This window comes from Corynebacterium fournieri (assembly GCF_030408775.1).
Taxonomy (GTDB): Bacteria; Actinomycetota; Actinomycetes; order Mycobacteriales; family Mycobacteriaceae; genus Corynebacterium; species Corynebacterium fournieri.
On sequence record NZ_CP047210.1, the window covers coordinates 754,456 to 780,833 of the forward strand.

Annotated in this window: 25 protein-coding genes and 2 tRNA genes; 9 read left to right on the top strand and 18 right to left on the bottom strand. The window is 64.5% G+C overall.

Annotation, left to right across the window (positions count from 1 at the left end):
* Nucleotides 1-9 precede the first annotated feature (9 nt).
* Both CFOUR_RS03680 and CFOUR_RS03685 read left to right on the top strand, forming a co-directional pair.
* The gene (locus CFOUR_RS03680) at nucleotides 10-909 is read left to right on the top strand and encodes an NAD(P)H-dependent flavin oxidoreductase (protein WP_085957431.1); all 900 of its coding nucleotides are present in this window, start codon (nucleotides 10-12) and stop codon (nucleotides 907-909) included.
* Nucleotides 906-1,217 (top strand): hypothetical protein, encoded by a 312-nt coding sequence (locus tag CFOUR_RS03685; RefSeq protein ID WP_085957432.1) that lies wholly within the window; start codon nucleotides 906-908, stop codon nucleotides 1,215-1,217. Before CFOUR_RS03680 ends, CFOUR_RS03685 begins: the two co-directional genes overlap by 4 nt.
* On the opposite strand, the gene CFOUR_RS03690 is transcribed toward CFOUR_RS03685, so the two are convergent.
* From CFOUR_RS03690 to CFOUR_RS03735, 10 genes are all read right to left on the bottom strand, one after another.
* Nucleotides 1,214-2,008 (bottom strand): fumarylacetoacetate hydrolase family protein, encoded by a 795-nt coding sequence (locus CFOUR_RS03690; protein WP_085957433.1) that lies wholly within the window; start codon nucleotides 2,006-2,008, stop codon nucleotides 1,214-1,216. The two genes, CFOUR_RS03685 and CFOUR_RS03690, sit on opposite strands and share 4 nt — an antisense overlap.
* Nucleotides 2,005-2,565, bottom strand: a complete 561-nt coding sequence (gene pth / locus CFOUR_RS03695; protein WP_085957434.1) for an aminoacyl-tRNA hydrolase — start codon at nucleotides 2,563-2,565, stop codon at nucleotides 2,005-2,007. Before pth ends, CFOUR_RS03690 begins: the two co-directional genes overlap by 4 nt.
* Before the next feature lie 76 nt (nucleotides 2,566-2,641).
* Complete coding sequence (locus CFOUR_RS03700) at nucleotides 2,642-3,289, bottom strand: 50S ribosomal protein L25/general stress protein Ctc (protein WP_085957435.1); 648 nt, start codon at nucleotides 3,287-3,289, stop codon at nucleotides 2,642-2,644.
* A 131-nt stretch (nucleotides 3,290-3,420) separates the two neighbouring features.
* Complete coding sequence (locus CFOUR_RS03705; RefSeq protein WP_085957436.1) at nucleotides 3,421-4,758, bottom strand: MFS transporter; 1,338 nt, start codon at nucleotides 4,756-4,758, stop codon at nucleotides 3,421-3,423.
* Complete coding sequence (hisC, locus tag CFOUR_RS03710) at nucleotides 4,745-5,761, bottom strand: histidinol-phosphate transaminase (RefSeq protein ID WP_085957437.1); 1,017 nt, start codon at nucleotides 5,759-5,761, stop codon at nucleotides 4,745-4,747. Before hisC ends, CFOUR_RS03705 begins: the two co-directional genes overlap by 14 nt.
* The gene (locus CFOUR_RS03715; RefSeq protein WP_085957438.1) at nucleotides 5,758-7,047 is read right to left on the bottom strand and encodes an amino acid permease; all 1,290 of its coding nucleotides are present in this window, start codon (nucleotides 7,045-7,047) and stop codon (nucleotides 5,758-5,760) included. The genes hisC and CFOUR_RS03715 overlap by 4 nt, the downstream gene beginning before the upstream one ends.
* Before the next feature lie 67 nt (nucleotides 7,048-7,114).
* On the bottom strand, nucleotides 7,115-7,561 hold the full coding sequence (locus tag CFOUR_RS03720) for a hotdog fold thioesterase (RefSeq protein ID WP_085957439.1): 447 nt from the start codon (nucleotides 7,559-7,561) through the stop codon (nucleotides 7,115-7,117).
* A gap of 67 nt (nucleotides 7,562-7,628) precedes the next feature.
* A complete protein-coding gene (locus CFOUR_RS03725) occupies nucleotides 7,629-8,606 on the bottom strand; it encodes a ribose-phosphate diphosphokinase (protein ID WP_085957440.1) in 978 nt (325 codons plus the stop codon).
* Nucleotides 8,607-8,609: 3 nt separating this feature from the next.
* Entirely contained in the window at nucleotides 8,610-10,004 is a 1,395-nt protein-coding gene (gene glmU / locus CFOUR_RS03730; protein WP_230471887.1) for a bifunctional UDP-N-acetylglucosamine diphosphorylase/glucosamine-1-phosphate N-acetyltransferase GlmU, read from the bottom strand.
* 105 nt (nucleotides 10,005-10,109) lie between these two features.
* Nucleotides 10,110-11,336: an MFS transporter gene (locus CFOUR_RS03735; RefSeq protein ID WP_085957442.1), complete on the bottom strand. Its 1,227-nt coding sequence runs from the start codon at nucleotides 11,334-11,336 to the stop codon at nucleotides 10,110-10,112.
* A 52-nt stretch (nucleotides 11,337-11,388) separates the two neighbouring features.
* Here CFOUR_RS03735 and CFOUR_RS03740 point away from each other — a divergent pair, with 52 nt between their 5' ends.
* The gene (locus tag CFOUR_RS03740; RefSeq protein WP_085957443.1) at nucleotides 11,389-12,876 is read left to right on the top strand and encodes a multicopper oxidase family protein; all 1,488 of its coding nucleotides are present in this window, start codon (nucleotides 11,389-11,391) and stop codon (nucleotides 12,874-12,876) included.
* Nucleotides 12,877-12,936: 60 nt separating this feature from the next.
* On the opposite strand, the gene CFOUR_RS03745 is transcribed toward CFOUR_RS03740, so the two are convergent.
* Both CFOUR_RS03745 and CFOUR_RS03750 read right to left on the bottom strand, forming a co-directional pair.
* Nucleotides 12,937-14,805 carry a hypothetical protein gene (locus CFOUR_RS03745; RefSeq protein ID WP_085957444.1) on the bottom strand — a complete coding sequence of 623 codons (1,869 nt, stop codon included), beginning with the start codon at nucleotides 14,803-14,805 and terminating at the stop codon, nucleotides 12,937-12,939.
* Nucleotides 14,806-14,898: 93 nt separating this feature from the next.
* Entirely contained in the window at nucleotides 14,899-15,501 is a 603-nt protein-coding gene (locus CFOUR_RS03750) for a DUF3558 family protein (protein WP_143339001.1), read from the bottom strand.
* Between the two features lie 183 nt (nucleotides 15,502-15,684).
* Here CFOUR_RS03750 and CFOUR_RS03755 point away from each other — a divergent pair, with 183 nt between their 5' ends.
* Both CFOUR_RS03755 and mfd read left to right on the top strand, forming a co-directional pair.
* A complete protein-coding gene (locus tag CFOUR_RS03755) occupies nucleotides 15,685-16,326 on the top strand; it encodes a TetR/AcrR family transcriptional regulator (RefSeq protein ID WP_413540777.1) in 642 nt (213 codons plus the stop codon).
* 3 nt (nucleotides 16,327-16,329) lie between these two features.
* Nucleotides 16,330-19,962 (top strand): transcription-repair coupling factor, encoded by a 3,633-nt coding sequence (gene mfd / locus CFOUR_RS03760; RefSeq protein WP_085957447.1) that lies wholly within the window; start codon nucleotides 16,330-16,332, stop codon nucleotides 19,960-19,962.
* Nucleotides 19,963-19,978: 16 nt separating this feature from the next.
* Here mfd and CFOUR_RS03765 read toward each other — a convergent pair whose 3' ends face one another.
* Nucleotides 19,979-20,599 carry a CPBP family intramembrane glutamic endopeptidase gene (locus CFOUR_RS03765; protein ID WP_290180007.1) on the bottom strand — a complete coding sequence of 207 codons (621 nt, stop codon included), beginning with the start codon at nucleotides 20,597-20,599 and terminating at the stop codon, nucleotides 19,979-19,981.
* Nucleotides 20,600-20,894: 295 nt separating this feature from the next.
* Between CFOUR_RS03765 and CFOUR_RS03770 the strand changes: the two genes are divergently transcribed.
* Together CFOUR_RS03770 and CFOUR_RS03775 are read left to right on the top strand one after the other, a co-directional pair.
* Nucleotides 20,895-21,290, top strand: a complete 396-nt coding sequence (locus CFOUR_RS03770) for a hypothetical protein (RefSeq protein WP_085958583.1) — start codon at nucleotides 20,895-20,897, stop codon at nucleotides 21,288-21,290.
* A gap of 171 nt (nucleotides 21,291-21,461) precedes the next feature.
* Nucleotides 21,462-21,534: transfer RNA gene (locus CFOUR_RS03775), tRNA-OTHER, on the top strand.
* A gap of 3 nt (nucleotides 21,535-21,537) precedes the next feature.
* Here CFOUR_RS03775 and CFOUR_RS03780 read toward each other — a convergent pair.
* Nucleotides 21,538-21,909, bottom strand: coding sequence for a DUF3253 domain-containing protein (locus tag CFOUR_RS03780; RefSeq protein ID WP_085957449.1), 372 nt, complete (start codon nucleotides 21,907-21,909; stop codon nucleotides 21,538-21,540).
* Between CFOUR_RS03780 and CFOUR_RS03785 the strand changes: the two genes are divergently transcribed.
* A complete protein-coding gene (locus CFOUR_RS03785) occupies nucleotides 21,898-22,680 on the top strand; it encodes a Rossmann-fold NAD(P)-binding domain-containing protein (RefSeq protein ID WP_230471784.1) in 783 nt (260 codons plus the stop codon). The two genes, CFOUR_RS03780 and CFOUR_RS03785, sit on opposite strands and share 12 nt — an antisense overlap.
* Here CFOUR_RS03785 and CFOUR_RS03790 read toward each other — a convergent pair.
* Nucleotides 22,661-23,974, bottom strand: a complete 1,314-nt coding sequence (locus tag CFOUR_RS03790; protein ID WP_085957451.1) for an esterase-like activity of phytase family protein — start codon at nucleotides 23,972-23,974, stop codon at nucleotides 22,661-22,663. The two genes, CFOUR_RS03785 and CFOUR_RS03790, sit on opposite strands and share 20 nt — an antisense overlap.
* 159 nt (nucleotides 23,975-24,133) lie before the next feature.
* Between CFOUR_RS03790 and CFOUR_RS03795 the strand changes: the two genes are divergently transcribed.
* Nucleotides 24,134-24,207, top strand: a tRNA-Leu gene (locus tag CFOUR_RS03795).
* Between the two features lie 337 nt (nucleotides 24,208-24,544).
* Here the strand turns inward: CFOUR_RS03795 and CFOUR_RS03800 are convergent.
* The 3 genes from CFOUR_RS03800 to CFOUR_RS03810 are packed head-to-tail and all read right to left on the bottom strand — an operon-like array spanning nucleotide 24,545 to nucleotide 26,361.
* Nucleotides 24,545-25,060, bottom strand: a complete 516-nt coding sequence (locus CFOUR_RS03800; RefSeq protein WP_085957452.1) for a hypothetical protein — start codon at nucleotides 25,058-25,060, stop codon at nucleotides 24,545-24,547.
* A gap of 8 nt (nucleotides 25,061-25,068) precedes the next feature.
* Entirely contained in the window at nucleotides 25,069-25,452 is a 384-nt protein-coding gene (locus tag CFOUR_RS03805; protein ID WP_085957453.1) for a capsid cement protein, read from the bottom strand.
* Between the two features lie 9 nt (nucleotides 25,453-25,461).
* Nucleotides 25,462-26,361, bottom strand: a complete 900-nt coding sequence (locus tag CFOUR_RS03810; protein WP_085957454.1) for a major capsid protein — start codon at nucleotides 26,359-26,361, stop codon at nucleotides 25,462-25,464.
* Nucleotides 26,362-26,378: the final 17 nt, after the last annotated feature.

Here is a 26,378-nt window from a genome sequence, read left to right on the forward strand (position 1 = left end):
ACTCTAGCTATGGACTTTCCACGCGTGATCGCTGCACCTATGGCGGGCGGGCCGTCCACACCCGCGCTCGTCAACGCTGTCGAGTTCGGCTTCATCGCGCTCGGCACCTGCTCCGTGGACCAGGCTCGCGAATGGCTCGCCGAGTGCGAGCCGCCGTTCGGAGCCAATCTTTTTGTGCCGCAGCCGAAGCCTTTGCCTGACGACGTCCTCACGGTCGCGGGCCACCTCGGCAAGGAGGTTCCGGACGTCGCATCCGACTATGCCGAAAAGTTCGCCCTCGTCTTAGACGCGGCACCTGCCGTGGTGTCGTCCACGTTCGGATGCTTTACCGAGGAAGAGATCGCGCAACTGCACGCCGCTGGCTCGGAAGCCTGGGCGACGGTGACCAACCCGGCAGAGATCGCCGAAGCCGAGCGCAGGGGAGTCGACGGCGTGATCGTCCAGGGGCCGCGTGCGGGTGGCCACCGCGGCAGCTGGAGCCAGCACGATGAGCCGGATCAGCGTGCGTTGGAAGAACTGCTTGCGCTCGTGGACGGGCCTGCGATCGCGGCGGGAGGAGTGCGGGGACCGGAGGACGTCGCCAAGCTAGGCGTCCCCGTCGCCTGCGGTACCGCGTTTTTGCTCGCGGACGAGGCCGGCACCAGCGAGCACAACCGCGAACTGCTGCGCTCCGACGCGCCCGCGGTGGTCTCCCGGGCCTTTTCTGGACGGTGGGCGAGCGGTGTCGAAACCGCATTCACTCGCGCTCACCCGGACCTGCCGCCGACCTACCCGTATTTGCGACCGATGACCAAGGACAACGACTACTGCCTCGTCGGTGCAGACCGCGGCGAGCTCATGGCTGCTCCGGCACGCGAAATTGAACAGATGTTAACGTCCTCGCCGAGCGAGGCGATGTTTGAGGCGTGAAGGTTTCCAGGATCGTCATTGCCACTGCAACCACCGGCGCGCTTGCGGTGGGCGCGCTCGCCCCAGCCGCGCCCGCTGCGCCAGCTGAAAGCAACCGCGCGTACAGCGGCAGCTCGTGGGGGTTGTACAGCTTCCTCATGACCAACATCATGAACGGGCTCGACCAGCTCAACGGGGGCGCGAACAAGCACCCGTCCGAAAAGTTCCCCGCCGTGATGCTCAGCGCAGCGCCCTTCGCGATCCTGCTGTTCCCGCTGCAGCTGATCGCCGAGGCAGAGGTCCGCGTGCTGGACCAGCTTGGCGTCTAGTACACGCGCGTGGTGTTCTCGATCGCGCCGAGGCCCTCGATTTCAACGCGTACGGTGTCGCCGTCACCCAGGTAACGCTTCGGCTCGCGCGCATGCCCCACGCCGGCAGGCGTTCCGGTGGCGATCACATCGCCCGGCTCGAGCGGGTAGAGGTGCGAGATGAACTCCACCAGCTTCGCTGGCGTAAAGACCAGGTCGTCGGTGGCGGCTTGCTGCATCACCTCGCCGTTGAGCGTGGTGGTGATTGTCGGGCCAGGCTGCCACTCGGTGTCCAGCCACGGGCCGAAGCCTGCGGTCTTCTCCAACGATTTGCCCTGGTGCCACTGCTGCGTGCGCTTTTGAAAATGACGCTGCGTGTAATCGTTGATGACGGCATAGCCCGCGATGTGCGCAACCCCGTCGGTGGCGTGGCGGGCGCGCGATCCGATAATCACGGCCAGCTCGCCTTCAAAGTCCAAGGTCTCTGCGTTGAAGCTCGGCACCTCGGCGTCGTCGTAGGCGCCGATGAGCGCCTCGGGGTACTTGATAAACAAGGTGGGCACGTCCGGCTGCTCGTGGCCCATCTCCGCGATGTGCTTCGCGTAATTCAACCCGACGCAGATGATCTTGCCGGGGCGCGGGATCACCGGCGCGAGATCGGCAGGGGAGTAGTTGAACTCCTCGCCTTCGTCGAAAGAGCCGCCGCGCAACAGTTCCCCGACGTCGGGTGCTCCGAGCGCGACCGCCCTGTGGTCGTCGATAATGCGGGCTGCGGTAGTGGTCTTTCCGGTCCTGATCGTTGCAAGCTTCATGGGCGTGAGCTTATCGCGCGCAGGATCTCATCCGCCGCGTCCGCCGCAGCGATAGCCAGATCCACCTGCTCCTTCGCGCTGAATGGTTTGAGCACGTAGTCCGCCGGCGCCATCCTCCCGGGCGGGCGGCCAATGCCCATCGCCACCTTGTTGTACGGCTTGCCGCCTAAGGATTTCGTGACGGACTTCAACCCGTTGTGCCCGTGGTCGCCTCCGCCGAGGCGCAGCTTGACCTCGCCGAGCTCCAAATCCAACTCGTCGTGCACCACATACAGGTCTTCCGGCTTCACGCTGAAGTAGTCCATCAGCGCCTTAACCGGACCGCCGGAGACGTTCATGAACGACCGGGTGCGGGCGAGGACCGCTTGGTCGTCGTCAAGCAAACGCCCCTTCGCAAGCTCCGCGATCTCGGTGTTCGTGCGCTTGTGCACAGCCAGCTGTGCGGGCATGGGCGTCGCGCGGCCCAAAAGCTCCTCGACGACAAACACACCCGCGTTATGCCGCGTGGCTGCGTACTGCGGGCCGGGGTTGCCCAGGCCGACGATCAAGATAGTCACGCAATGAGGATAGCCCACCCCAAAATGCGGAAAACCCGCTACCGCGACGATGCGGTAGCGGGCAGGGAAGCGACGATTACTCGCTGTCTTCCTCCTCAGCCGGAGCCTCGGACTCGGCGCCAGCCTCAGCGCCGCCTTCCTCAGCAGCCTCGGCCTCAGCCTCGAGGTCCTCGTCAACCTGCTCGTAGGTGACGTTGACCAGCAGGGTCTCCGGATCGGAGATGAGCTCTGCGCCCTCCGGCAGCTTCACGTCGGAAGCGTACAGGGCGTCGCCGATCTCCTTGCCCTCGATGGAGACGGTCAGCTCGTCCGGGATGGACAGCGCGTCGATCTCGATCTCCACAACGTCGGTTTCCTGCAGCACAACTGCGCCCGGAGCGGCCTCGCCCTCGGTGACGACCGGGACCTCGACGGTGACCTTCTCGCCGCGCTTGATGCCGAACAGGTCGATGTGGTCGATGTCCAGGGTGAGCACGTTCTGGTCGACGTGCTTGACCATGGCCAGCAGCTTCTCACCGTCGAGCTCGAGCTCGACGATGGCGTTGACGCCGTCGTTACGCACGATTGCGGTCATCTCGAGCAGGTCGACTGCGAAGTGGATGTTGTCGATGCCCTTTTCGTACAGGACACCCGGGATCTTGCCCTCGCGGCGCAGGCGGCGAGCGGAGCCCTTGCCGAACTCCTCGCGGCGCTCACCCTTGATAACGGTGGGGGTAATAGCCATGTTGTACTCCTTCTGGTGTGAAGGGCCACAGGCCTTGCCTGCGACCACTGAACGGAAATGTGCTCGTCGAGTGATCGCAAAAGGATCTCAAAATCGCGTCGATAACGGCCCGTAGGCCCTCGCCGAGACTGCTATAGGGTAGCAGTCTGTTTTTGCCACACAAAATGTCCGCTCGCCTGGAGTTGTTCGTGCTCGTGGCCGAGGGGGATGCCGCGTCGATCGCGCATGAGCAGCGTGACGACGAGACCGACAAGCGTCGCAGCCATCAAGTAGGCGGTAATCGCCGCCGTGCCGTCTGTGGCCTCGCGCAAAGCCGCAGCGATGGTGGGAGCGAAGGCGCCGCCCAAGATCGCGCCGATGGCGTAGGAAATCGACGCGCCGGATGCGCGCACCGAGGCGGGGAACAGTTCGGCGTAAAACGCGCCGATTTCGCCGTAGGTCAACCCGAGGCCGACGGTGAGGAAGATCAGCGCCACGGTGATCTTCGCCAGCGACCCGGTGTTGACCAGCGGGAAGAGTGTCGCCACTCCCGCAGCCTGCACCACGAAGCCGATCGCGAGCGTGCGTTGGCGCCCGATGTAGTCCGACACCCAGCCCGCGAACGCGGTGGTGCACAGCCACATGGCGGCGGATGCTGTGACCGCCCAGAGGATGTCCTCGCGCTCGAGCGCGAGACCGGCCGGGTCGGTGACATAGTTTTGGATGTAACCGCCGGTGGTCATATAGCCCACCGTTCCGTTCGCGGCGAAGATCAGCGCGGCTGCGAGCACAAGGCCGGCGTGGCGCGCGAAGAGCGAACCGATCGGGTTGCGCGCGCCCACTTCGCGCATTTCCTCGACCACCGGGGATTCTTCGACGCCGTTGCGGATCCACCAGCCCAGGAAGGTCAGCGCGACGGAGAGCAGAAATGGCACGCGCCACCCCCACTGCAAAAACGCCTCGCCCGGGGCAATCATGCTCATCAGCGCCAGCACGCCCGAGGACAGTAATAGACCTGCCGGTACACCCACCTGCGGACCTGCGCCGTACAGGCCGCGCTTGTCGGTCGGGGCGTGCTCGACGGCCAACAGCACCGCGGAGCCCCATTCGCCGCCGGCGGATGTGCCCTGCAGGATGCGCAGGATTACCAGCGCGGCGGGCGCGAGCCAGCCAGCGGTGTCGTAGGTGGGCAGCAGACCGATCAATGCGGTGGCGGTGCCCATCGTGAACAGAGTGACCATGAGCACGCCGCGCCGGCCCAGCCGGTCGCCGAAATGGCCGGCCAGCACCGCACCGAGCGGCCTGAACAGGAAGGACAGTCCGACGGTGAGGAAGCTTGCGATCGTCGCCGCGGCGGGCCCCAGCGGGCCGAACATCACCTTGTTAAACACCAAGCCCGCGACGGCGGCGTAGAGGAAGTAGTCGTACCACTCGATGGCGGTGCCGATGGTGGTTGCCGCGATGACGCGGCGTCGCTCATTGCGCACGATCCCATGCCTCCAGCAGCGCGTCGGTCTCGTCGGCGTTGGTCACCGTCACGCGGATGCCTTCCGGGAAGGCGCGCACGAGCACGCCTTCTGCCGCCAACCGTTCCGCCAGCTCTGGTCCGGCCCCGGGCAGCCACACGAAGTTTGCTTGGGACTCTGCGAGCCCCAGCTTTGCCACGACACGTGCCCGCTCAGCCACCGTGACGTCGATACGCTCGCGCAACTCGTCTTGCGCGGCGAGGGAGGCGCACGCCGCAACCTGCGCCAACGAGCTGACGGAAAACGGCACCGCGACCTTGTTCAGCGCCTCGATCACGGCTTGGGGGCCGAACGCGTAGCCCACGCGGGCCCCGGCGAGACCGTACGCCTTGGAAAACGTGCGCAGCACCACCACGTTGGGGTAGCGGGCGATGACTTCGGTGGCGATCGGGGAGTCGGCGGCGCGGTTGTATTCGAAGTAAGCCTCGTCGAGTGCCACCAGCACGTCCTCCGGGACCGATTCCATGAACGCAGCGAATTCGGCATCGGTGACCGTCGTGGCCGTCGGGTTGTTCGGGTTGCACACGAAAACGAGCTTGGTGCGCTCCGTGACAGCGGCCGCGAGCGCCGACAGGTCCACGCGTTGATCCGCGGTCAGCGGCACCGGCACCGGGGTGGCGCCGGCGACCTGGGCGAAGATGGGGTAGGCCTCGAAGCTGCGCCAGGGAAAGGCGACCTCGTCGCCTGGGCCGGCCGTGGCGGTAACCAGCTGCTGGCACAAGGCGGAGGAACCGGTGCCCACTGCAATCTGCTCCGGGGCAACTCCGAGGTGTTCCGCCAGCGCTGCACGCAGCTGCACAGCGCCCATGTCCGGGTAGCGGTTCACGCCGCTGAGCGCCTCGCGCATGGCATCGATCACGCTCGGCAACGGTGCTTCGGCGCACTCGTTGGAGGACAGCTTGATGGCGCGTTCATCGCGCACACCCGGTACGTAGGCGGGCAGCGATGCGAGGTCCGGGCGGATCATGCGCGGCTCCTGCGTTGCGTGGTCAAAGAGATGAGGCCGAGGGCAATGATCCAGCCTGTGAGGGTGGCAAGTCCCATGCGGTATTCCGGAAGAATACCCATCAGGACAAGCACGAGGACGAAAAATCCGATGCAAATCCAGTTGGCCAGCGGGTACAGCGGGGCGGGGAAGGACTTGCTGGTTTCGTGCTTGCGAAAGTTCAGGTGGGAAACGCAAATGCCGGCCCAGGTGATCAACTCCGTGCCCACGATGATGGCGAGCAGGACCGCGAAGATTTTGCCCTCGAAAAAGAAGTTGAGAATCACCACGACGCCCATGAGCGTGGCGTCGAACAACAGGGCCTTGGTGGGCAGTCCGTTGGAACTCGTTGCTGCGAATATGCGCGGCGCCTGGCCGTTTCGTGCGAGGTCGCGCAGCATGCGCGCACCGGAGTAGGTCATGGTGTTGAGCACGGAGAACACCGCCACCACGATGACGATGTTGAGCACGGTGGCCGCGGGCCCAAAACCGACGCCACTGAGCACGCGGATGAACGGGCTTTCATTGGCTTCCTGCTCATTCCACGGTGCGAGCAGCAAGATTGTGCCAATGCCACCGAGGTAGAACACGAGGATGCGCCACACCACCGAGTTCACGGCGCGTGGGATAGCGGTCTCCGGGTCGTCTGCCTCGCCGGCTGCGGTGCCGATGGACATGATCCCGCCGAAGGTGAATGTCACCGCCACCAGCGCGAAGAGCACGCCGGAGATACCGTTGGGCATGAACCCGCCGTGGTCTGTGATGTGCTGCAGCCCGATTGCAGGCTCTGGCCCAATGCCCACCACCAGCGCAATGCCGAGAAGGATCATGAGCACCAGCGCGGAGACCTTGATCAACGACAGCCAGTATTCCGTCGCCGCGAACACCCGCACGTTGAGCAGATTCAGCGCGGCGACCACCAAAAGCGTCACCAGCGCGGTGACCCAGTGCGGCAAGCCGGGGAACCAGTAATCCAGGAACGTGCCCATTGCGGTCAGCTCCAGCATGCCCACCACGACGGTGGTGAACCACCAGTTCCAGCCAGTGATAAAGCCCGCGGCCGGCCCGATGTAGGCGCGAGAGTACGCGGCGAAGGAGCCGGAGACGGGGTGTTTGACCGCCATTTCGCCGAGCATGCGCATGAGGAAGTACACGATCACCCCGACGAGGGCGAAGGAGATGAGTACCGCCGGTCCCGCGTACTGGATCGATCCGGCGGAGCCCAAAAACAGGCCCGTGCCTATCGACGAGCCAAAGGCAATCATCATCAACTGCCGGCTTTTGACGCTTCTGTTGAGGCCTTGTTCTTGCAGGCCCTGGTGTTGAGGGCTCACGTTAATTTCCTGTCGGTGGTCGTTTGGTGGTGCGGGACATGCCGCGGAACTCGGCGACGACGGTATCGCCGTCGTAAAGCGTGACGTCCGAAAGGCCGTTGCGGCCCCACGTGTGGCGCTCGCGAGCGACGCCGCGAATGGTGCGGCCCATCTTCGCTGGCGCCAAGTAGATCATCTCGGACTGGGCACTGACCGTCGGCTCGCTGCGGCGCGAGTTGCAGGCACCGCCGAAAAGCGCGTCGGCAAAGGTGAACAACACGCCGCCCTGACACACGCCGAAGCCGTTGGCGTGGCGCGACTCTACGGTGAACTCGCCTTCGGCAAGCCCGGGCTCCAGACGCGTAATCGTGGCGCCGAGATACTCCAGTGTGGCGTCGTTGTCGAACATGGATTTCGCGTGCTCGAGGTCTGGGGTGAAATCCACCGACGGGGCGTAGCGGTCGTACATGCGTTTCCTTCCCTTAAGCGTGAAGCCGGGGCAGCGTGCGCTGCCCCGGCTATTGCAGTCCGGCTGATTACGCCTGGCCCTCGAAGAGGGTGGTCACGGAGCCGTTTTCGAAGATCTCGTGGATCGTCTTGGCCAGCAACGGCGCGATGGAAAGCACCGTGAGGTTGTTCCAGCCCTCGGTGTCCTGCGGCAGGGTGTCGGTGGTGATGACTTCCTCCGCGCCGCATGCGTTGAGACGCTCGCGAGCTGGGTCGGAGAACACGCCGTGGGTGCAGGCGATGACCACGGACTTCGCGCCGGCTGCCTTGAGCACACCGACCGCGCCGGCGATGGTGCCGCCGGTGTCGATCATGTCGTCCATCAGGATGCAGTCCTTGCCGTCGACCTCACCGACGACGCGGTTGGACACGACCTTGTTGGCGGCGTCGATGTCGCGGGTCTTGTGCACGAACGCCATCGGGGCGTCGCCGAGCATGTTCGCCCACTTCTCGGCCGTCTTCACACGGCCGGCGTCGGGGGAGACCACCACAAGGTTATCCATGGGGTACTTGGACTTGATGTAGTCCACCAGGATCGGCTGGGCGTGCATGTGGTCGACCGGGCCGTCGAAGAAGCCCTGGATCTGGTCGGTGTGCAGGTCCACGGAGACGATGCGGTCCGCGCCGGCGGCGGTGAGCAGGTCCGCGATCAGACGCGCGGAGATCGGCTCGCGGCCGCGGTGCTTCTTGTCCTGGCGCGCGTACGGGTAGAACGGCAGGATCGCGGTGATGCGCTTGGCGGAGCCGCGCTTGAGCGCGTCGATCATGATCAGCTGCTCAACCAGCCACTTGTTCAGTGGCTGGGCGTGGGACTGCATGACAAAGCAGTCGGCGCCGCGGACGGATTCCTCGAAGCGGATGAAGATCTCGCCGTTGGCGAAGTCGCGGGCGGTGGTGGGCACGAGCTCGATGCCGAGCTCCTTGGCCACTGCCTCCGCGAGTTCCGGGTGGGCGCGTCCGGTAAAGACCTTGAGGTCTTTGTGGTTTTCGGTGGAGTAACCAGTCATGTACTAACCCTCTCGCTTCGCGTTCTTCGCGGCCTTTGCTGCTTCAGCCGCCTCGGTGCCAGGGCGGCGATTCTCCACCCAGCCTTCAATGTTGCGCTGGCGGCCTTCCTTGATGGCGAGTGCACCAGCGGGCACATCTTCTGTGACCACTGTACCCGCGCCGGTGTAAGCGCCATCACCGATGTTGACCGGGGCGACAAACATGGTGTCGGAGCCGGTGCGGCAGTAGTCGCCGATGGTGGTGTGGTGCTTGTTAATGCCGTCGTAGTTGGCGAACACCGAGCTTGCGCCGATGTTGGAGTGCTTGCCCACGGTCGCATCACCGATGTAGGTCAGGTGCGGCACCTTGGAGCCCTCACCGATCTTGGCGTTCTTGGATTCGACGAAGCCGCCGAGCTTGCCACGCGCGCCGAGCTCGGTGCCCGGGCGGATGTAGGTGAACGGGCCGACGGTGGCTTCCTCGCCGATGACACCGAGTTCGCCCTGGGTGCGCACGACCTTGGCGCGCGCACCGACTTCCATGTCGGTCAGGGTGGTGTCGGGGCCGATCTCGGCGCCGTCGCCGATGACGGTGGAGCCCCACAGCTGCGTGTTCGGGTAAATAACCACGTCGCGGCCGATTTCGACCTCCACGCCGATCCAGGTGGTGGCGGGGTCGATCACGGTGGCGCCGGCGCGCATCGCCTTCTCGACGAGCCTGCGGTTGAGCTCCTTGCCGGCCTCCGCCAGCTGCACCCGGTCGTTGACGCCGGCCAGCTCGCGGGCGTCGGGGGCGGTAAACGCGGTGACGCGGAGGCCGTCGTTACGCGCGATGCCGAGCACATCGGTGATGTAGAACTCGCCCTGGGCGTTGTCGGGGGTGACGCGCTCGAGCGCATCACGCAGCACGGCGCCGTCGAAAGCGAACACGCCCGAGTTGACCTCGCGCACCTTGCGCTGCTCGTCGGTGGCGTCCTTTTCCTCCACGATCTCGAGGACGTCGCCAGCTTCGCCACGGATGATGCGGCCGTAGCCGGTGGGGTTGTCGAACTCGAGGGAGAGCACCGTCACCGCGGCACGCTCAGCTTCGTGCTTTTCCACGAGTGCCTGCAGGGTCTCGGGGGTCAGCAGCGGGACGTCGCCGTTGGTGACCACGACGGTGCCGTCGAAGTCCGGGATCGCGGACAGGCCCACCTGGACGGCGTGGCCGGTGCCGTTTTGCTCCTCCTGGACGGCTTGGCGGATCTCCACATGCATCTGCTCGGCGATCTGCTCGACCGCTGGGGCGACCTGGTCGCGCTGGTGGCCGACCACGGCAACCAGATGCTCCGGGTGCACACCGGCTGCTGCGTGCAGGGAGTGGGACAGCAGGCTGCGCCCGCCGATCTCGTGCAGCGTCTTCTGGCGGTCAGACTTCATGCGGGTTCCCGCGCCGGCCGCAAGCACGACAACGGCACGTTCGAAGTGGTTAGGCACTCGAATGCTCCTTGGTTATAGCGGGTTTGTCGGCCATAAGCATAACGCCTAGGCGGCGCCTGCCGAGACTTCTTTCAGGTTGCGCGCGCCGATCACACCGGCGTAGCCCACCACGGCGAGGAAGAGCAGCGCCGCCTGCGGCCCGAGCACCGAAACCGCCGAGGAGATCGCGCCGACAACCAGCAGCACAACTCCCATAACGGTGTTGGAGGCGCCGGTGATCATGGTGCGCTTATCGCCGTCGGCCATATCCACCAGGTAGGTCTTGCGGCTCACGCGCACCGCGGTGTGGGCGAGATTGACCAGGAAAAAGCCCAGCGGCATCACCCACGCGTTCACACCGGCAGGCGTCAGGCGCGCGCTGAGCACCAGCAACACGATGACCGTGGAGGCGATGCCCGCCGCCCACGCCATCGTGCTTTTCGACGACCTATCGGACAACCTGCCCGAAATCCGCCCACCCAGCAACGACGCTCCTCCGGAGGCGATGATGAACGCGCCCAGCCCGGTCAGGTTCGCCCCCTCATCGCCTGCCATGACCACGATGAACGGGGTAGACAGGGCGGTGACCAACATCAGCGAGCGCACGACGAGGAAGCGTTGCAGGTCGCGGTCGCCCTTGATCAGCGCCCACATCTGGCCCAGACTCTGCCCGTCTTTCGCTTCCGGTTCCGCCTCCGGCTCGTCGATGCCGCGGAACACCAGTGCTGCCAGCGCCCACGTGGTGGCACCCACTGCGAGCAGCGTGACGAGCGCCCATTGCGGCAAGTCGTTGGGCAGCACCGAGAGAATCAGGCCAATCGCCAGGGTAAACGCGCCGGCGAGAGCGGTGGCGCGGCCGGTGATGTCGCCGCGGCGTCCCTTTGAAATGGTGCGGCCCTGCACGTCCTTACCCGCCAACGAGCACAGGGAGCGAAACAGCGCATGCGCGGCCAAGAGCATGAGGACGGCGGCGCCGAGCGGAGCTCCGTCGAGAAGCAAGGCGCTGAGCGCAATAAGCCCCGCGGCGAGGGCTTGGCCCCACGAGCCGATGAGCCACACGCGCTTGCGGGAGCGTTGCGAGGTCACCCACGGGCTGAGAAAGGCCTGCGGCAACATCGACCCGGACTCGCGGATGGGCACCAGAAAGGACGTGAGCACCGCGGGCACTCCAGCGGCGTGAAACAGCCACGGCAGCACCGTCTTCGGGGCGACGACTTGATCGCCGATGTTTTGCAGGCCGTTCGACCACACGAAGCGGCGGGCGTTGAGTTCCTCGCGTTGCTGGGTATGCATAGTGGGGATAGTAGGATCATTGGCGCAAAACCGGCGAACTAGGAGGCGCAATATGGCACTGAGTAGGCGGACATTTTTCAAGGGCGTGGTGCTGGCAACAGCGGCGGCAGCCTCCGCCTCCGTGGTTGCGGGGTGTTCCACCTCCTCGCAACCCGAGCCTGCCGGCGCCGACTTCGACGCCCGCCCGCTGCCCATCCCGCCGTTGTACGAAGGCGAACTCGACGGCAACACGCGCCGCTTCGAGCTGACCGCGCAGGAGGGCGAATACGAGATCGTCCCCGGTACAAAGACCAAGACCTGGGGATTCAACGGCCCGTGGCTCGGCCCCACCCTGTATATGCGCCGCGGCGAGAACATCGACATGACCGTGCGCAACGAACTGCCGGAGCCGACCGTCGTGCACTGGCACGGTCTGCACTTGCCGGCCACCGCCGACGGCGGCCCAGCGCTCATGTTCGACCCGGGCGAGTCCTGGTCGCCGTCGTGGACCGTCGACCAGGCCGCCGCGACCTGCTGGTACCACCCGCACCCGCACGAAAAATCCGCACTGCACGCCTACCGCGGCCTCGCCGGTGCGCTCGTGCTTGACGACGACGATTCCGTCTTCCCCGGCCTGCCCAACGACTACGGCGTGGACGACATCCCCGTCATCATCGGCGACGCGAACTTCACCGAGGACGGCCAGCTCGACGAGGACAGCGGTTGGGTCGGAGACACCCCGCTGATCAACGGCATCACCAAACCCCGCTTCCAGGCCACCACCCGTCGTGTGCGCCTGCGTGTGCTCAACGGTGCGGTGTTGCGTTTCCGCTACATCACCCTCGGCGTGCCGTTCAAGGTTGTGGCCACCGACCAGGGCTTCCTAGACGCCCCGGTCGAAGTCGACGGCGTGATGCTCAGCCCCGGCGAACGCGTGGAGATCGTGGTCGACCTCGAGCCGGGCAAGAACCTCAAGCTGCGCGATGAGAAGCTGCCCGACTGGGGCGGCCTGCCCGACAAAGAGACCGCCGAGATGTTCGGCGCCACCGACGTGTTCGACCTGCTCGAGATCGTCGGCCCGCCGGAAGACGCCCCGGCCTCGCCCGCGTTGGCGAGCGAACTCGTGCCGATTGAGCTGCCCGAGCCGTCTGGCGTGGAGCGCGAATTCCGCATGAAGAACATGGAGATCAACGGCAAAACCATGGACATGACGCGCGTGGACTTCGCCGTCGACCACCGGGGACCGGAGGTCTGGCACGTGACCAACGAGAACGAGGACATGCTGCACAACTTCCACGTCCACAACGCCCGCTTTGCGGTGCAAGGCGTGGACAACGGTGAGGTCGAATTCACCACCGGCTGGCACGACACCATCGAGGTGCCGCCACTTGCGACGGTGACCCTGTTGGTGGATATCGGCTACTACCCGGACCCGACACTGGCGTACATGTACCACTGCCACATGCTCAACCACGAGGACTCGGGCATGATGGGCCAGTTCGTGGTGGTCGAGCCGGGCCAGGAACCCAACCTGAAGGTGCCGCACGGCCGCGAGCACTAGACGCATGAATCGACGCCTCGGAGGAGTTCACCTCCGAGGCGTCGATCTTTTTGAGGGGCGCTAGCGGCGCACGTTGTGGCCGATGATGTCGGGCAGGAGCAGAGGGGCGTCGCCGAGCAAGGCCTTCAGGTTGCCGTCGCGTTCGACCGCGCTGGTGACCGTGCCGATCTTCCCGCCCGATTTCTCCCGTCCGCGCCCGCGGTTAGCCCCGGCTGCGCCCATTGGGCCGGCGGCGAACGCTGCGCCGCGGGCAGCGTGCGCGCCGTTGGCATGCTGCGCGCCTGCCCCAGTGGCACCGGTGGCCGTGGAAGAACCGCCGGCACCGTGGGCGCCCGAGCTGTTGCCGAGACCGTGCCCGGAACCAGGTCCAGTGCCGTGCCCAGCGCCCGGGGAAGCAGTAGTGCTGTAGTTCGCGCCCGATCCTGCGCCGAAACCCGCACCGCCTGCGCCTGGGCGCATCGCGTGCATTCCTGCCCCGGCGAGCGCGCCACGGTGCCCGCCGAGACCTGTGCCTGCTCCACCCGCGCGTGAGGTACCTGCCGCTCCTGCCGCTCCGCCGGGTCCCGCAACTGGGCCCAGCCCGTTGTTTCCGACTGCACCGGCGCGGGCCGACCTGTTTGCCCCTGTGCTAGTGCCTTGACCGGCTGCTGCACCTGCGCCAGGGCCACCGAGGAAAGCGCTGGCTGGTCCGGCGCTGTGCGTGGAGGCAGTGCCGGTGCCTCCAACGCTGTGGCCAGCGCCGCCGATGGCAACAGGGGCCGGGGAGAGGTTGGGGGAGGCGGTACCGTTCGTCGTCAAGCTTCCTGCAGATGAGGGCGCTGGCGGCGCCATGACTGCGGACGCGGACTGCGTGGGCGCGGCTCCCGCGGCGATGCGCTCGAAGGTCTCCGGGGTGGGGCGGCCGTACTGCTCAATGATTTCCGTCGGAGTGCTCGCGTGAGCCAGGTCAGTGAGGCCGCGCTGCGAAAACGCCTCGCGCAGTCCCTGCGGCAGCGGCGTCGGCTCGAACGAAGTATCCGCGGGGGCAGGGATATCGGTACTGCTGTACGGCGCGCTGGGAAGCGCCCCCGCCTCTGGAAGCAAACGGTTGAAGCTCGGGATGACGGTGCTGAGACCGCTCGTCATGCGGGTTTCGTAAGAGCTGAGGTAGTCCGACTCAATGAGCGCCTTCATCTTCGGGTCTTCGGCGGCAAGGTACGCCGACACTGCGGCGGACGAAATCATGCTTTCCGCATCCGCCGCCTCTGCAAGCGCCTGAGTGTGGTTTGCCAACGAGCGCGAGTTGGACACGTACTCCAGGCCAGCGTTTTGAATCTGCGTGACCTTTTTCATCGCTTCCGCGATCCAAACGGTATCCGCCGACGAACTCAGCGCATGGTGCACCCCGTTGAGTTCTTCCACCGCATCCTCGATGAGTGTGGCGTTGGCAGTCCAAAAATCAGAGGCTGCGTAAGCCAAATCTGTGTTTGTGAAAGTGAGCTTTTGGTCTGCGAACATCAGCGACGATTCCGACGCGCCGGATACCGCAGCGTTGTCGAAGGTATTGGTTTTCGGGTCCGCCGCCTTGAGCTGCTGGAACGCCTCGGAGTACATCTGTGGGACCTCCGCCGAGGAATTGCGGAGCGGCGCAAGCATCGACCCCAAAAGCCCAGAAAAGGACTCGTCCGTCTGCATCGTGTTTGTCAGCGCGAGCCAGAGATTATCCGCCGTGTGCTTGAGATAAAGCGCGATCGCCTGGTTCGCTTCCGGTGCCCGCTCGTCGCCGATCGGGCTGAGCCGCTCACCCGCTTCGTCCAGGCCGCTGGCGGTGGAGAAGGAAGCGAGTGATGCAATGCTGCTGAAGTGGCGTTGTGTTTTCAGCGCAAGTGCTTGTTTCCTTAGCTGTTCGATTGCGCTCTCAACTCCGTCTACATCGAGTTGGATCAGCATGTATACCCCCTGTTTCTGTTACATAAACACTGAGAATGCTAAGAGGGGGAAAGCCATTCGTAAATGGGTTGTCCATTGAAATGGACAACCCATTTAATCAGCATTTTCGAACAACGATTCAAGGGAAGCTATTGCCACATTGCACGATTCCTCAAAACTGCCTAGCCCAGGCGGCTGAGTGACCGAGACAGTCAAGCCACCTCGTTTCGTATCGACTTGTGCGTAGCAATCTGAATCGTCGGGTAAGCCTGTGCCGTAGACGAATAATGGTGGCAGAGACTGTGAGTGGAATCGCGCGGGAATCTTCCGCTTCGATTCGACGATTTTGCGATTGGCATTGGTGCTAGAAAGGCTCATTACATAATTCTTTAGCTCAGAGTCGAAAAAGCAGGCTTTGATCTCGCTATTTAAGTTGCGGTACTCCTCCGGGATCGGCTCCACGTTGTCGAAGCCGGCGGCTGCGAACTCTTCGGGGGAGATCTCGGTGCAGGGGTCGAAGATGTCGTCGCCGAGGGTGTAGGGGTCGAAGTCGCCGATCTCCAGGGTGCCGCTTTTGAAGTGGAAGGCGGCAGGCGATGGCTGTTCGCTTGTGTTGGGGGTGGTGGGGAGGGCCGAAGGTTCGTCGATAGGCGGGGGCGATGTGGCGCACCCCGCTAGCAGTCCGCACGACAGAAGCGAAACGACGTGGCGTTTCATGTACCCCTCCAATAAAAAGCTTCCCCACCAGGACTCGAACCTAGAATGACGGTACCAAAAACCGTAGTGTTGCCGATTACACCATGGGGAATAGCAACGATGATTGTAGACCAGACCCGCCAACTGCCAAAGACGGGGGCCTGGGGGTGACGCTCTAAGCTAGGGCGCATGGCTCGAAGGCGTATGACAGCACCCCAGCGCAGGGATCAACTGATCGGTGTTGGGCGTAAGGCATTCGCCGAGCGCGGGCTCGACGGCATTTCCATGGAGGAGATCGCGGCGCGCGCCGGAGTGTCCAAGCCTGTCGTGTACGAGCATTTCGGCAGCAAAGAGGGCCTGTACCAGGAAGTCGTCAGGCTGGAGATGGCGCGGCTGGAACAGACTATTACCTCCTCAATCCAGGCGGGGCGATGGCGCGAGCGCATTGAGCGTGGCGTGTTGGCGCTGCTCACGTACGTTGAGGACGAGACGGATGGTTTTGTCATCCTCGCCCACGGGCAGTTGCCGGGGGAGGGGCGGACGTATTCGACCATCCTCAACCGTGTCACCGCTGAGGTGAGCCACTTGTTGGCGGAGGCGTTCCAGCACCGCGGGCTCGACGAGGCCATGGCCGGGCTGTACGGTCAGGCGCTTGTGGGCACTGTCTCCAACTCGGCGTTGTGGTGGCTGGACGAGCGCACGCCGGACAAGGAAACGGTGGCGGCGCACATTTCCAACCTGTGCTGGAACGGGCTGCGGGGGATGGAAGCGCAGCCGCGGGTGTACGGGGCAGGAAGCGATACGGCGGCAGTTGCAGCGGCGGAAACCGCAGAAAAGGAAGTGTAAGACATGACTGATACCACCCCTGCAGTGCTCGGCGGGTTGCTGACGGCAGCGTTGACAGACCCGAAACTGAAGGGCCTTGTCACGCACGTCGGCGAGGATTCGCTGCACGTAACGGGCATTGACCAGGCTCGTTCCTGGGCTGCTGGCGCGATTGCCCGGGAGATACCGCTGCTGTTGGTCACGGCTACGGGCCACGAGGCTGAGGATCTCGCGGCTGAGCTCAAGGCGATCTTGGGCGAGGAAGAGGTGGCGCAGTTCCCGGCGTATGAGACGTTGCCGCACGAGCGACTCTCGCCGGCGGCGGATATCGTGGGCCGCCGCTCGAAGGTGCTGTGGGACATGCCGCGCGTGATTGTCGCGGCGGCGCGTGCGGTGTGCCAGCCGGTGCTGCCGGCCGTGGAGCCGATCCGCATCGCGGTGGACCAGGAGTGCGATTTTGAGGAGCTGACTCAACAGCTGGTGCACTTCGCGTACGACCATGTGGACATGGTGGCCTCCAGGGGCGAGTTCGCCACCCGCGGCGGCATTATCGACGTGTTTCCGACCACCGCTCAAAACCCCGTGCGCATCGAGTTCTGGGGCGATGAAGTCACCGACATCCGCTCCTTCGCCGTCGCCGACCAGCGCACCATCGAGGAGGTGCGTTCGGTGGAGCTGCACCCCGCGAGGCAGTTGCTTATCGACGACTCCGTGGCCGCCAAAGCCGATGAGCTGGCGCGGAAATTCCCCTCGAACCCCACGCTTTCCTCACTGCTTTCCCGCATCTCCGAAAAGCAGCCGGCGGACGGCATGGAGGCGCTGATCCCGGCGTTGACGGACGAGCAGTACGCGGTGCTGCCAGAGCTCATGCCCGCCGGTTCTCTGGTGCTGGTGACCAACCCGGAGAAGGTCCGCGCCCGCATCGCCGATTTGGAGGCGACGGACCGCGAGTTCCTCGAAGCGGGCTGGGAGGCCGCCGCCATGGGCGCCGAAGGCCCCGTGGTGGTGGAGGGTCTGGACGTCTCCGCGTCGTCCTACCGCTCGTACGAATCCCTGGAGATCTCTGCGCGCAAGGCGGGCAACGCCTGGTGGACGTTCGCCCCGCCGGGCATGTTCGCCGCGGACGACGCGGAAACGCTGCCGCTGGAATTCGAGCCCGCCCCCGCGCCGAAAGGCGACCCGAAGGCGATTGAGCAGCTTTACGCCACCTTGAAGCTGCACGTCGGGAACAACCACGGCAAGGCGGCGTATGTCGCGCCGGCGAAGGGCTCGATCGACCGCATGGCGGAGCGCCTGCGCGAGCACGGGATTTCCGCCCGGGTAGCCACGCCGGGCCTGGAGCCTGTGGAGGGCGCTGTAACCCTCTACCAGGCCCTGTCCCATGCCGGCCTGGTGTTTTCCGGGCCAAACCTTGTGGTGGTCACCGAAACGGATGTCACCGGCAACCGCGTCGGCGACATCGCAGGCGCTAAACGGCGGGCCCCGCGCCGCCGCAACCGCGTTGATCCGCTGGCCCTGCAGCCGGGCGATTTCGTGGTGCACGACACCCACGGCATCGGCAAGTTCGTGAAGATGGCGGAGCGCACCGTCAAAGCCGGCGACGAGGATTCTCGCCGCGAATACATCGTGTTGGAGTACCAGCCCGCCAAGCGCGGCCAGCCCGGCGACCAGCTGTGGGTGCCCATGGAGTCGTTGGACCTGCTGAGTAAGTACACCGGGGGCGAGAAGCCGTCGCTTAGCAAAATGGGCGGCTCCGACTGGAAATCCACCAAGCGCAAGGCGCGCGCGGCGGTGCGCGAGATCGCCGGCGAGCTGGTGGAGCTCTACGCCAAGCGCCAAGCCGCGCCGGGGCACGCGTTCGCGCCGGACACGCCGTGGCAGCACGAGATGGAAGACGCCTTCCCGTTTATGGAGACCGAAGACCAGCTCACCGCCATCGAGGCCGTGAAGGCGGACATGGAAAAGCCCACCCCGATGGACCGCGTGATCGTCGGCGACGTCGGCTTCGGCAAAACCGAGGTGGCTGTACGTGCCGCGTTCAAGGCGGTGCAGGACGGCAAGCAGGTCGCGGTGCTGGTACCGACCACGCTTTTGGCGCAGCAGCACTTCTCCACGTTCAACCAGCGCATGGACGGCTTCGGCGTGACGGTGCGGGAGCTGTCGCGCTTTACTACCGCCGCGGATTCGAAGAAGATCATCTCGGGGCTTGCGGATGGCTCGGTGGACATCGTCATCGGTACCCACCGCCTGCTGCAGACGGGCGTGCAGTGGAAGAACCTCGGTTTGATCATCGTGGACGAGGAGCAACGCTTCGGCGTGGAGCACAAGGAACACATCAAGGCCTTGAAGTCGCATGTGGACGTGCTGACCATGACCGCAACGCCGATCCCGCGCACCCTGGAGATGTCGCTGACCGGCATCCGCGAGATGACCTCCATTACCACCGCGCCCGAGGACCGCCACCCGGTGCTGACCTATGTGGGACCGCAGGAAGACAAGCAGGTCGCCGCAGCGATCCGGCGCGAGCTGCTGCGCGACGGCCAGGTCTTCTACATCCACAACAAGGTCTCCGACATTGAAAAGACCGCCCGCCAGCTGCGCGAGCTGGTCCCGGAGGCGCGCATCGTGGTCGCGCACGGCCAGATGAGCGAGCAGGTGCTCGAGCAGACCGTGCAAGGATTCTGGAACCGTGATTATGACGTCATGGTCTGCACCACGATTGTGGAAACCGGCCTGGACATCGCCAACGCCAACACCCTGATCGTGGAAAACGCCCAGAACATGGGCCTCAGCCAGCTGCACCAGCTGCGCGGGCGCGTGGGGCGCTCCCGCGAGCGCGCATACGCGTACTTTTTGTACCCGAAGGACAAGACGCTCACGGAGACCTCCTACGACCGGCTTGCCACCATCGCCCAGAACAACGACTTGGGCTCCGGCATCGCAGTGGCGCAAAAGGACTTGGAGATGCGCGGCGCCGGTAACGTGTTGGGGGCGGAGCAATCCGGCCACATCGCTGGCGTGGGCTTTGACATGTACGTGCGCCTGGTCAGCGAGGCGGTGGAGACGTTCAAGGGGCTGATGAGCGGCGAGCCGGTCGACGCGACAGACAAAGGCCCGAAGGAAATCCGCGTGGACCTGCCGGTGGACGCCCACATCCCGGAGACCTACATCAACTCCGAACGCCTGCGCTTGGAGGTCTACCGCAAGCTCGCGGAGGCGCGTGACGACGACGCGCTGCGTGCCGCCGCCGACGACATGATCGACCGCTTCGGTGCCCTGCCCGCGGAGGTCGAGCACCTCATGGCTGTGGCGCGGCTGCGCAACCAGGCCCGCGAGGTGGGGGTTTCCGACATCCTCACCCAGGGCAGCCGCATCAAGCTGCACCCGGTGGAGCTGCCGGACTCCAAGCAGGTGCGCCTGAAGCGCCTGTACCCGGGCGCGAACTTCCGCGCCGCGGCCAAGGCGCTGCAGGTGCCGATGCCGCGCGAAGGTGGAGCGAAGCGCGCCCTGAACGCGCCGAACTTGCGCGATACGGAGCTGCTGCAGTGGGTGGCCGACTTCATGACGGAGATGCTGGACGCGCCGAAGATCTCGGTCGCCGGGGCCGCCAAGACGGAGGAGAAGCCGAAGAAGAAGGTGTTCTCCGTCAGCGAGTAGGCAGGTCAAGACCTGCCTAGAAGAACTGGGGCAGGATCAAAAGCATCCCGATGCTCCAGGTCAGGTGCGCTGCAATCGGAGAGTAGAGCCGGCCGGTTTTCGCCGCTTCGAAGTAGGCCACCGCTCCCAGCACGCCGGCGGCGAAGACCAACAGCGGCACGCCCATCACGCACGTGACCAGGCAGTAGGCGAGGGTGGACCACACGCCGGCCTGCGCCAACGACTGGCCCATCGCGCGCAGCTGCCGCGGTACCACGTCGCGGAAGACCAACTCCTCGCCAGCTCCGTTAACCACCAGCACCAGCAGCGTCAGGGCGTAGCCGCCCTTGTCAGGCGTGTCCAGCAGCTCCGCCGCGGGGCCAGCGAGGAACGGGATGTGCTGCACCACCAGCGCCCCGAGGACGAACACGAGCGCCAGTGCGGCGCCGATGAGGGCGCCCCGGAGGACGTCGAAAAGCTTGCGCGGCCCCGCGAACGCCGTGCGGCTGCCCCACAGCCACCACGCGGCCGCGTACACCACGGCGGTAAAGGCGGTGGCCCAGTAGAAGCCCGCGGTGCCGTCGCCGGCGCGGCGTGCGAGAAACAGGCCGAGTGCGCCGAGGGAGCAGGGGACGACAAACAGCCACTGCCTGGTCACGTGTGCCTCCGTCTAAATATCTGCGGCGATTCTGGTCCAAGATTACGGCATGGCTGGCGCGCGAAAATCCTCGCCCGTTCGAGGGGAGCGGACTTGCGTGGTAGCTGCTGCACTACATGGACGACGGCGCCCGTTCGCCCAATAGGAAACCGACATGGCGTTCGGTAGATTCTGCCGAAGCTGAAAAGGATGCTTACCGTTATGGGAGCAAACTCGGGGATGCGCACAAGAGGCATTGTTACCCTCAAAAGAAATACCGGCCTTCAGGAGCCATTGACACGGATTGGAACCCTAAATGAAACCCGGTGAAATCACGCTGACTCGAACCTACTTTCTAGCCAAGGAGGACGAGCTACCCCGGTGTTATCAGCGCTATCTTGAACGGGTCGAGCGCGTCAAACAGTTCACGACCGTCTACCTGGTCGCTGATATGGAGTTTTACGAGACTAATCCTGTTGTGAAGGAAAATCTGCTCGTGAAACTTGGTTATCAGAGTGCTGAACCGCCAAATGAAGATGAATGGAATCTCTATAGTTATTCCACCGCTCTTGGGACTCTCGAGGAGCCGATCGAACCCGGCGCATCAGTATCCCGGTTATGGGAAGATATGCTTCTCGCTGACGAAGATGAGTTTCCCCGGTCTTTTATCAGCTCAGTCAGTTTCTCGTCTTTGATGTCACGACCAACATAGTGAGCCCGAAGCGGTTTGGCCTGAAGCCGGAATTTTAGATTCGGCGGGGTTAGTACCTACTGTTTCTGTTCATCAGGTTGCCCCGGGCTAAAGCGGGTCGGCTGGCTCCGCACGGTGAAAAAGCTGACCGATTCCCGCCCGGAGGCGCCGGGAACTACGATGTTTCCCGTCGCCCCTATAGCCCGATTGGCAGAGGCAGCGGACTAAAATCCGCCCAGTGTCGGTTCGAGCCCGACTGGGGGCACTGTCACCAATTGGGGCCTCGTCTGATTCGGATGGGGCCCTTCACCGTTTCCAGATCCACGGTGTCGGACCCCTGAGTAACAATCACGGTCCCGGAGTGTGCAAGATCCTGTGTTGCGTCGCGCACGGGCTGAATGAGCTTGCGCCAGTCGTCGCCCCCGAGGTCGCACGCGACCTCGGACGGACAAATGGAAGAGGAAGCATCGCGGGCAGCGAACTTCCCGCCGGTAGCCCGCGCTTTCGGGTTTGCCAGCAGAGCAGCGGCGGCGAGCTCGGCCGCGCCGGAGACGTACGTGTAGGCGCGTGCGGAGCCGGGGTGGGCCGGATCGTGTACCTGGGCGGGCTGCACCCGCAGGGCGAGGAAATGTCCGTGCATCTCGCCTCGCGCGTCAGGGGCGGGGAGATCCTAATGGATTCGGGCGTGCCCACTGCGGTGCTGCAGGCGGGCGTGGTCATCGGTGACGGCTCGCTGTCGTTCCAGCTGCTGCGGCACGTCACCGAACGCGTGCCCGCGTTCGTCGCACCGGAGTGGATCACCAACGAGATCACCCCGATCGGCGCCCGCGACATCGCCTTCTACCTAGTAGCGGCGGCCGATCTCCCGGCGGAGATGAACCGCACCTTCGACGTGGGCGGGCTGGACTCGATGCCGTACGTGGAGATGATGCAGCGCTACGCCGAGGCGGTGGGGTTGCACCGCCGCCCGTACTTCACCGCGCCGATCATGACCCGCGGGTTAGCCGCGTGGGGGTTGGGCGTGCTCACCCCGCTGGGCCACAAGCAGATCCTGCCGATCTTCGAATCGGTCAGCGTGGACACCGTGGTCGAGGAACACGACCTCGAAGCGCTGGTGGGAACGCCACGGGGCGGCAACCAGAAATTCGAGGACGCGGTGCGGGCGGCCGCCGAGGGCACCGAACCGGGCTGGTATGGCGGGTTGGCCACCATGTTGCATTTGGCGGCGGTGGCTGCGGGCGCGTTAAGTCGGCGGCCGTTGGTGCAGGTTCCGCTCAACCTCGCCGCGGCGGTGGCGGGCACCATCGCCGCGGGTAACGCACGAGAGGCTGGGCGCTCGCCGTGGCCCGCGGTTGTGGCGAGCGGGCTCGGCGTCGCCGCGATGTCGGAAGTTACTTCACCGAGAAGGTGATCATCTCGGTGTCGTCCGGCTTGCCGCGGTAGCGGCCATCGTCGCCGGGGAAGTTGTTGTCCAGCGCGGTGAGGTAGCGGCCGTCTTCCAGCTGGATGATGGTTTCGACACTGAGCAGCGCGAATTGGAACGGATCGCCGACGCCGTAAGCGCGGGCGTCGGAGACCATGCCGATTTTGCCCGGGTTGGCAATGCTAAGCAGGTCCGCCATCAGGTCCTTCTTCAGCGTGGAGCCAGCCTTGGCGTCCGCGAAGTCCTTCACCTCGAAGACCTTCTTAAGCTGGGCCTCCGAGCCGCGGAAATCGTCGCGCTCGAGCATGAGCAGGCGGCCGTCCTTGGTCAAGAATGCGTCGCCAATCAGCGCGTCTTCGTCTTCTGCAAGGTAATCCCAGGTCTTTCCGGTGTACTTTCCGGTTTCGGTGTCGAACTGGGAGATCACGCGCACGCGCTTGTCGGTGGCTTCGTCGAGGTAGCCCTCGAAGATCGGGTAGAGGTAGCGGCCGTCGGTGGCCATGGCTTCGAAGCCCTTGGAGTTGCGCAGGTTCGGCTTTTCTTCAGCGCCCAGCGTCGGGTTGGACGGGCTCTTGACATCCGGGTAGGCAAACGGGGCGTCGAGAAGTGTGCCGTCCTTGTCCACGTGGAGGATGTAGGGGCCGAACTCTTCGCCAACCCAAAAGGTGCCGTCCGCGGCCTGCACGAAGGACTCAGGGTCGAAATCCGCGCCGGTGAGCAGGCGGTCCTCGGTGTCGTTGTTGACGATGTCCCAGGAAATTTTGTTGTTCGGGTCCTTCAGCGAAACGTAGTCCAGCACTTCGATGCCGCCGGTGTCCTTCGGGTCCTTCGCGGTGCCCGCGGTCTCCCAGTTCGGCTTCACCGTGTAGATGCGCAGTAGGAAGTCGGAGGAGTTCTTCTTCGAGCCGAAGCCGTTGTCGGGAAGCGCGTAGAACTGGCCATCGCCCTTCTCAACAATTCCGGAAAAGCCTGGGATGACCTGGCCCTTGAACGGGTGGGTCTGCCCGTTGCCGTCGAAGGCATCCTTGCCGGAATCCGGGCCAGGCGCCTGGTAGAGCGCCGAGAGCTTCGCGCGACCGTCCAGGACGGGGCCTTGTGCCGTGGACGGGGCAGCTGCCTGGTTGCTTGATCCTGTCCCCTCGGAGCTTCCGCCCGCAGCGGCTCCGATGGCGCCGCCGACGAGACCGCCGACGACGAAGGCGCCTGCGACGGCGGCGATGATCTGCTCGAAGTTCAGGTCCTTGATCAGCTGGTCAAGCGGGGGAGGGAGCTGGATGTTCACGTGCTTCTACCTTTGCAGTGTCCGGGAACCTGAGCGTCAGCTCAGGTAGAATTTAGTATTTGCACGGAGAGTGTAAGGCGGGTCGGTCGGCTCCGCACGGCGAAAACGAGCCGACCGATTCCCGCCCGGAGGCGCCGGGGAAGTACGATGTTTCCCGTCGCCCCTATAGCCCAATTGGCAGAGGCAGCGGACTTAAAATCCGCCCAGTGTCGGTTCGAGCCCGACTGGGGGCACGTTTATCAGGCGAAACGAGTGCCGAAGCTGTCGATCGCCGGTTGAGGTGTCCGAAAAATGTCCATTTAAAAACGGGCCGCCATCGCGCGCGCGTGTTGTCGGCCGTGCACGTCAATTCGGCCGAAAGGCCTGATACCTCTATAACGCGCGCGACCCCCCCTTTGACCGGGGAGAGAGAAACCTGACTCGGGTCGCGCGGTGCTCAGTCAGGGGCGGGATGTGCCGATGAATATGGCCACCGGGGTAATCTCCGGCACTATGCCCACCTGACTGAGCACCGCGCCCCCCGAGTCAGGGATTTTTTACGCGGGGTCAAAAAGTTTGCCGTAGCTTGGCTTATCGCACCCAGTTACCGCCCTTATTTTCCTTCGCGTCATCTTCGTTTCCGATGCGGCCGACTTCATTGAGGTTGACGGCACCGGCCGAGAGTGCCAGTAGTTCGCGTTTGGTCTTGTCGTAGTCTTCGGTCGCGGCGTCGACCCACTTTTCTCGCTGCCAGCCGAGCAAGCGACCGGCCTTGATGCCTTCGCGCTCTACGAGCTCGGCAGCGCGTTTGCGGCCTTCGGCCCGGTCAACCTCGTCGACGCGGTTCGCCCGTGTGAGCAGATCATCGTAGACGTCTTTGTCGAGCACGACGGTTGAGTCGGCCGCTGCTGCCGCTACGTCGTCGGCTTCTTCGCGGGCGGCGACTACTGCGGCGACGAGCTCGTCGAAGGTGACGATCTCTTCCGGGTCGAGACCGAGTGATTCGACGAGCAGCGCAAGCTGTTCCGCTGTGATAGTCATGGTTTCCGGCGCTTCGGCGGCGAAGGTGACGGCCTGGTTACGGCCACGGTTGAGGAATTCGAACATCGTCTCTCCTACTGGTTCAGGCTGACGAGCACGTCGCTGTCGGCGTCAGCGTTGTCGACGGCGTAGCCAACTGCGATGCCGTCGCTGGTGTTGGTTGCTTTGCCGTCGTTGCCGACGTAGATCGTCTCGCCGGCGGTGATCTTGACTTCTGCGGTGACGGTGAGGATGCGGGATGCGCCGCGTGCGACTCCGACGAGCTCGTCGGCTGCTGCGTCGTACTTGAATACGCCGGCGGCGAGTGCGCCGGGCTTAGCAGTGGTGGTGGATAGCAGGTTACGTGTACGCGGGCCTGCTATCGCGGCGAAGGTCTTGCCCCTTACTGGCGTGGTTGCCACGGTGGTGAGGTCGGTGCCCGGGTTGTAGTAGTCGCGGGCCTGGTTGATGAAGCTCACTTTGTTCTCCTATTCGTTTGTGCCTGTGATCACTGCGATGGCGGAGGGCTTCGTCACGCCCATGACTGGCATGCAGAAGCCTTGCACCCAGGTCTGGCGGTGGTGTTCGTCGCGCCATGTAGTCACGGTGAGCGATTCTTCGTAGTTGACAAAGCCGATTTCGCCGGCGTCGACGAGGTAGGCGTGCCCCGCCGGTACGTGGTTGGAGACCACGGCGGTGAGGTTGTAATCGTCGAGCATGGGCTTGAGGTCGGTGCCGTACATGATTCTCAGCGCCGAGTAGTCCTTCGGGGTCACGATTAGGTGGTCGAATTCGACGCCGAGGTCTTGTTCGGCGGCGTTCGCAAAGATGTCAGCGAAGTTTGCAGACGGCAGCGCGAAGGGGTCGGTGAGGTTCGCAGGGTTGCCTTGTGCCTGCATCTGTGTCCACGGTTCGGAGGATGCGATCTCGAAGACGTCTTCGGAACCTTGAACTGCGGCGGTGATGGTCTCGACGGCTCGCTGGTTGATCTTGCGGGTGATCGTGTTTGTCAAGGCGGTGACGTCGTTGTCGAAGTCGACGGTGAGGTTGCGACGGCGGGCTTCGTCGGTGACGGCGAACTTGCCGCCGAAGTCCTGGACACGGGCGACCTGCATTTCTGGACGTGTCGAGTAGAGCACCGGGTACTCGTCGCCGGGGTTGCGGTCGGCGACGTCTTCGGCGGTGTAGAGGTGCGCCTTCGTTACCGGCGAATAGAACACTGCGCCGCCGTTGACCGGTGCGGAGTGCTGGGTGAATAATGTGTCGAGAAGCTTGCTGCCACTTGCGATTTCGGCGATGCGCTGCTCGATGGTCTCGGGCTGGTCGAGTGCCTGGTCGATGGTGATCTTACCGTCTTGATAGTCGACGGCTCCGGGATAGAACGACATGTGAAATCTCCCTTCGT